The organism is Streptomyces sp. PA03-1a (assembly GCF_033792805.1).
GTDB lineage: Bacteria > Actinomycetota > Actinomycetes > Streptomycetales > Streptomycetaceae > Actinacidiphila.
This window is the reverse complement of record NZ_JARAVO010000374.1, coordinates 1-6,033: the sequence shown is the minus strand read 5'-3', so window position 1 is coordinate 6,033 and position 6,033 is coordinate 1. Positions and strand designations below refer to the sequence as shown.

Below are 6,033 nucleotides of genomic sequence, written 5' to 3'. Positions count from 1 at the left end.
ACTCCGCCCCCCTCCGGCACCCCCGCCCTCGACCGGGTCCGGGCCGCGTACGCGCGCATCCGCGAAGTGGACCGCCCCGAGGTGTGGATCACGCTGCGGCCGCAGGCCGACGTGGAGGCCGAGGCCGCCGCCCTGGACGCCGCGGACCCGCTGCCGCTGGCCGGGACCGTGGTCGCCGTCAAGGGGAACATCGACGTCGCGGGGCTGCCCACGACCGCCGGCTGCCCCGCGTACGCGTACCTGCCGGACGCCGACGCGCCCGCCGTGGCCCGGCTGCGCGCCGCCGGTGCGGTGGTGCTGGGGACGACCAACCTGGACCAGTTCGCGACGGGCCTGGTCGGTACCAGGAGCCCGTACGGGGCGGTGCGCAACGCGTACGACCCGGCGCGGGTCAGCGGCGGTTCGAGTGCGGGCTCGGCGGTCGCCGTGGCGCTCGGGATCGTGGACGTCGCCCTCGGCACGGACACGGCAGGTTCGGGGCGGGTGCCCGCCGCGTTCAACGGGATCGTGGGGATCAAGCCGACCCGGGGGCTGGTGCCGACGGAGGGCGTGGTGCCCGCCTGCGCGAGCCTGGACTGCGTCACGGTGTTCGCCCGCACGCTCCCGGAGGCGCAGCGGGCGCTGGGTGTCGTCGCCGACGTGCCGCAGGCGCCGCCGCCCGCCCGCCGTCCGGGGCCGTGGCGCGTGGCGGTGCCGCCCCTGGAGCAGCTCGGGGAGCTCGACCCGGGGTGGGCGGAGGCCTTTTCCTGGACGGCAGGACGCCTGGCGGCCGCGGGCGTGGAGGTGCGCCCGGTGGACCTGACGCCGTTCTCCGCCGCTGCGGCGCTGCTCTACGAGGGCGCCTTCGTGGCGGAGCGCTACACCGCCGTGGGTGGCTTCATCGACAAACACACCGGGAGCCCGGACCTGGACCCGACCGTCGCGCGCATCATCACCGCCGCCCGCGACATCCCCGCGCACCGCCTCCTCGCCGACCGTGAGCGGCTGGCCGCGCTCACGGACCGCGCCATGGACGCACTCGGCGACGCCGACGCGCTGCTTCTGCCGACGGCCCCCGGGCACCCCACGCTCGCGGAGGTCGCCGCCGACCCGGAAGGGGCCAACGCCCGCCTGGGCCGGTTCACCAACTCCGCCAACCTCCTGGACATGTGCGGGGTCGCGGTGCCCGCCGGCGAGGTCGGCGTCCTGCCGTTCGGGGTGATGCTGCTGGGCCGCGCCCGTACCGAGGAGCGCCAGAGCGCCATCGCGGGCCTGCTGGGCCCCACCGTCCCCTTCACGGTCGTCGGCGCCCACCTGTCGGGCCAGCCGCTCAACGGCGAACTGCAGGCCCTGGGCGCCCGGTTGCTCCGTGCGACCACGACCGCCGCCGAGTACCGGCTGTACGCCCTGCCGACCACACCGCCCAAGCCCGGTCTGGTGCGCGTGCCACCGGACCAGGGCGCGACCGTGGAGTGCGAGGTGTGGGAACTCCCCGCCGAGGGCCTCGGCCGGCTCCTCGCCGCGCTCCCCCACCCGATGGCCCTCGGCCCGGTCCGTCTCGCGGACGGTACCGCCGTCCCGGGCTTCCTGTGCGAGCCGGCCGCGCTGACGGGCGCCCGGGACATCACGGAGCACGGCGGCTGGCGGGCGTACCTCGCGGCCGCCCGCCCGGCCCCGCGGTAGCGCAGCCCCGCGGTAGCGCAGCCCCGCGGCAGCTCAGCCCACCGAGGAGTAGGCCACGACGCCGCGCAGGAGTCCGTCGACGGCCTTGCGGGCGTTGCGCCGCACCGGGCTGCCCTCGGGGGCGGCGTCGGCGATCTGGCCGAGCACGTCGATGAGCTGCTTCGTCCAGCGCACGAAGTCGCCCGCCGGCATGTCGGCGTCGCGCAGCACCGCGTCCAGGCCGTGCCCGGAGGCCCAGCGGTGGGCGGCCCAGGCGAAGCCGAGGTCGGGTTCGCGCTGCCCGACGCCCTCGGCCTGGTTGATGCGGTGGTCCTCCTCCAGGGCGTCGAGGCGGCCCCAGATGCGGACCATCTCGCCGAGTGCCTGCTTGGCGCTGCCGGAGGGCAGCCGCGGCGGCAGGGCGTCGTCCGCGGAGCGGGACTCGTAGACCAGCGCGGAGGCGCAGGCGGCGAGGTCGGCGGGGCCGAGGCCGTCCCAGACCCCGTCACGGAGGCACTCGCTGGCCAGGAGGTCGAGCTCACCGTAGAGCCGGGCCAGCCGGCGGCCGTCGGCGGTGACCTTGTCGGCCTCGAGGTAGCCGAGGTCGGTGAGCAGGGCGCAGATCCGGTCGAAGGTGCGGGCGATGGTGTTGGTGCGGCCTTCGATACGGCGCTCGAGCTGCTTGGTGTCGCGCTGGAGCCGCTGGTAGCGCTCGGCCCAGCGGGCGTGGTCCTCGCGCTCGTCGCAGCCGTGGCAGGGGTGCGCGCGGATCTCGGTCCGCAGCCGGGCGATCTCGTTGTCGTCCGCGGCGGCCGAGCGCTGGCGGCGCTGCCGTTGCGGCGCTATGCCGGCCGTACCGGCCTTGGAGCGCATGGCGGAGGCCAGGTCGCGCCGGGACTGGGGGCTGCGCGGGTTGAAGGACTTGGGGATGCGCATCCGGTCCAGCGCCTCGACCGGCACCGGGAAGTCGATCTGCGCGAGCCGCTTGACCTGCCGCTCCGCGGTGAGCACCAGCGGGCGGGGGCCGTCGTGCTGGAACGGGTCGTGCCGGTTGTGGTGGCCGGGGCTGCGGCCGGCGGGCACGCCCGGGTCGAGGACCAGGGCCAGCCCCGCGAACTTGCCGGCGGGGACGTGGATGATGTCGCCCGGCCGGAGCTTCTCCAGCGCGTCCGCCACGGCCACCCGGCGCTGGTTCGCGCCCTGCCGGGACAGCTCGGCCTCGCGGTCCTTCAGCTGCCGGCGCAGCGACATGTACTCGTTGAAGTCACCGAGGTGGCAGGTCATGGAGGACCGGTAGCCCTCCAGGCCCTCCTCGTTGCGCTGCACCTGGCGGGAGATGCCGACCACCGAGCGGTCGGCCTGGAACTGCGCGAACGAGGTCTCCAGCAGCTCACGGGAGCGGTGCCGCCCGAACTGGCCGACGAGGTTGACGGCCATGTTGTACGAGGGCTTGAAGGAGGAGCGCAGCGGATAGGTGCGCGTACCGGCCAGACCCGCCAGGTGGACGGGGTCGAAGGCGCGCTGCCACAGCACGACCGCGTGGCCCTCGACGTCGATGCCACGGCGTCCGGCACGGCCGGTGAGCTGCGTGTACTCGCCGGGGGTGACGTCGGCGTGGGTCTCGCCGTTCCACTTGACGAGCTTCTCCAGGACCACGGAGCGCGCGGGCATGTTGATGCCCAGCGCCAGCGTCTCGGTGGCGAAGACGGCCTTGACCAGGCCCTTCACAAAGAGCTCCTCGACGACCTCCTTGAAGGTCGGCAGCATGCCGGCGTGGTGCGCGGCGATGCCGCGCTCCAGGCCCTCCAGCCACTCGAAGTAGCCGAGGACGTTCAGGTCCTCGTCGGGGATGGACTTGGTGCGCTCCTCGACTATGGCCCGGACCTTCGCCCGGTTCTCCTCGTTGTTGAGCCGCAGGCCCGCGTGCAGGCACTGCTGCACCGCCGACTCGCAGCCGGCGCGGCTGAAGATGAACGTGATCGCGGGCAGCAGCCCCTCCGCGTCCAGCCGCTCGATCACCTCGACCCGGCTGGGCGTCCAGATCCTGCGCTGCTGACGCCGCTCGCGCTCGCGGTCGGCCTCGCGCATCCTGCCGCCGCGCCGGTCGCGGCCGTTGAAGGCGCGCTGGTTCTCCGTGCGGGCCAGCCGCACCAGGTCGGGGTTGACGGCGGCGCGCTGCCCGCCCGTGCCGGAGCCCTGCTCCTCCTCGAACAGGTCGTACATCCGGCGGCCCGCCAGGACGTGCTGCCACAGCGGCACCGGGCGGTGCTCGGAGACGATGACCTGCGTGTCGCCGCGGACGGTGTCCAGCCAGTCGCCGAACTCCTCGGCGTTGGAGACGGTCGCGGAGAGCGACACCAGGGTCACGGACTGCGGGAGGTGGATGATGACCTCCTCCCAGACCGCGCCGCGGAAGCGGTCGGAGAGGTAGTGCACCTCGTCCATGACCACGTAGCCGAGGCCGTCGAGGGCCTGGGAGCCCGCGTACAGCATGTTGCGGAGCACCTCGGTGGTCATGACCACGATCGGCGCGTCCCCGTTGACGCTGTTGTCGCCGGTCAGCAGGCCGACCCGCTCGGCGCCGTAGCGCTTGACGAGGTCGGTGAACTTCTGGTTCGACAGCGCCTTGATGGGGGTGGTGTAGAAGCACTTGCGGCCCTCGCGGAGGGCCAGGTGGACCGCGAACTCGCCCACGATGGTCTTGCCGGAGCCGGTGGGTGCCGCCACCAGCACGCCCTTGCCGGCCTCGAGGGCCTGACAGGCCTCGATCTGGAAGGGGTCCAGGCCGAACTCGTACAGCTCGCGGAAGCCCGCGAGTGCGGTGGCCTGCTCGGCGGCGCGGAGCCGGGAAGCGGCGTACCGCTCGGCGGGAGACATCTCTTCGTTCATCTTGAAAACGAGACTACCGGGCCGCACTGACAGCCGACATGATCTTTTTGCCGAAGCAAAACCCGGGGCGCGGAGGCCGGGCGTGTCGCGCCCGCCCCACCTCCGCGCCCCGCGCCCGGGAAGCTCAGATGGTGGTGAGGTACTGCTCCACCAGCGGGACCTTGAAGGCGTCCTTCACCCCGGCCAGACCGCCGGGCACGCCCTGGTCCGGCTTGACGATGTAGCTCCGGGTGGCGCTGGGCCGCCACGGGTCGGAGAAGTCCAGGGCCGGGCCCAGCCCGGGGTCGAACCCCTTGAGCCGGCGGTGCGCCGCGATGATGCCCTCCCTGCTCAGGTCCTCCGCCTCGCAGGCCGACTTCAGGTCCTGGACGGCGACGGCCATCGTGTTGTGCCCGGTCTCCAGCCCCTGGTTCAGCGGGTCCCCCGGGTAGCGGCGCTTGTAGTCCGCGACGAGCTTCCTGACCTCGGGGGTGTCGCTGGTCATCGCCGGGGTGGGGGCGACGAGCTGCAGCATCTTCAGCAGCGCCGGCGCCGCCGGGGTCTTCAGCAGCTGCGGGTCGTAGCCGACGGCGCTGCCGAGGAACGGCACGTCGAGCCCGCCCGCCGCGGCGGCACCGACCGCCGCGGCGGTCTGCGCGGGGCTGGTGCTGATCAGGACGGCCTTCACCCCGGCCTCGCCGAGCTCCCGCACCTCCTCGGACAGGTCCTTGCGCGCCGGCCCGACCTTCTTCTCGACGAGGGTCATGCCGCGCTTGTCGGCGACGAACCTGGCCCCGCGCCGCGCGTTGCTCCCGTAGTCGCCCTCGAGGTAGATGTAGCCGACCCGGTCGCCCGGCCCGAGGCCCTGGGTGTCCGCCAGGTACTCGAAGCCGTTGATCATGTCGACGTCGTAGGTGGCGTTGATGGTCGTCAGGGTGGGCTGGCCGAGCAGGGCCGAGGAGTAGCCGAGGGACGTCGTCATGACGTCGTCGACCTCGATGCTGTCGAGCAGGGCGTTGATGATCGTCGAACCGAGCAGGCCCGGCATCGCGGCGATCTTCGGCTCCATCTCGCCGTAGTGGACGACGGCCGTGTCGACGTCGTAGCCGTGGTCACGGACGAGCAGCTTGAGCTTGCGGCCGCACACGCCGCCTTCGGCGTTGACCTGGTCGGCGTAGAGCTTCTCCGCCTGCAGCACCGAGCGGCCCAGCGGGCCGTACGGGCCGGACAGGTCGGTGAGGACGCCCAGGGTGATGGTGGAGTCGGTGATGCCGGGCCCCGTCTTGACGCCGTTCGCGTCGACCGGACCGTCGACCGCGGCGGTGCCCTCGTCCCCGCCGCAGGCCGTGAGGACGCAGGTGAGGGCGGCGGTGAGGACGACGGTGGACCTGAGGCGCTGTTTCCGGGTCACGGTGTGCTTGCTCCTGGAGGGGTGGGCCGCGGGGGGCCGCCGCGGCCCACCCCTCCAGGAGCAAGCACACCGTGACCCGGAAACAGCGCCTCAGGTCCACCGTCGTCCTCACC

Annotated in this window: 3 protein-coding genes; 1 reads left to right on the top strand and 2 read right to left on the bottom strand. The window is 73.4% G+C overall.

Going from position 1 to position 6,033, the window contains the following annotated elements:
* Window positions 1-1,662 (top strand): allophanate hydrolase (locus tag PV341_RS43210; RefSeq protein ID WP_500360761.1); only part of this gene is annotated, 1,662 nt, incomplete at its 5' end.
* 33 nt (window positions 1,663-1,695) lie between these two features.
* On the opposite strand, the gene PV341_RS43205 is transcribed toward PV341_RS43210, so the two are convergent.
* On the bottom strand, window positions 1,696-4,530 hold the full coding sequence (locus tag PV341_RS43205; protein ID WP_500330646.1) for a DEAD/DEAH box helicase: 2,835 nt from the start codon (window positions 4,528-4,530) through the stop codon (window positions 1,696-1,698).
* Window positions 4,531-4,654: 124 nt separating this feature from the next.
* On the bottom strand, window positions 4,655-5,920 hold the full coding sequence (locus PV341_RS43200; RefSeq protein WP_500330647.1) for an ABC transporter substrate-binding protein: 1,266 nt from the start codon (window positions 5,918-5,920) through the stop codon (window positions 4,655-4,657).
* Window positions 5,921-6,033: the final 113 nt, after the last annotated feature.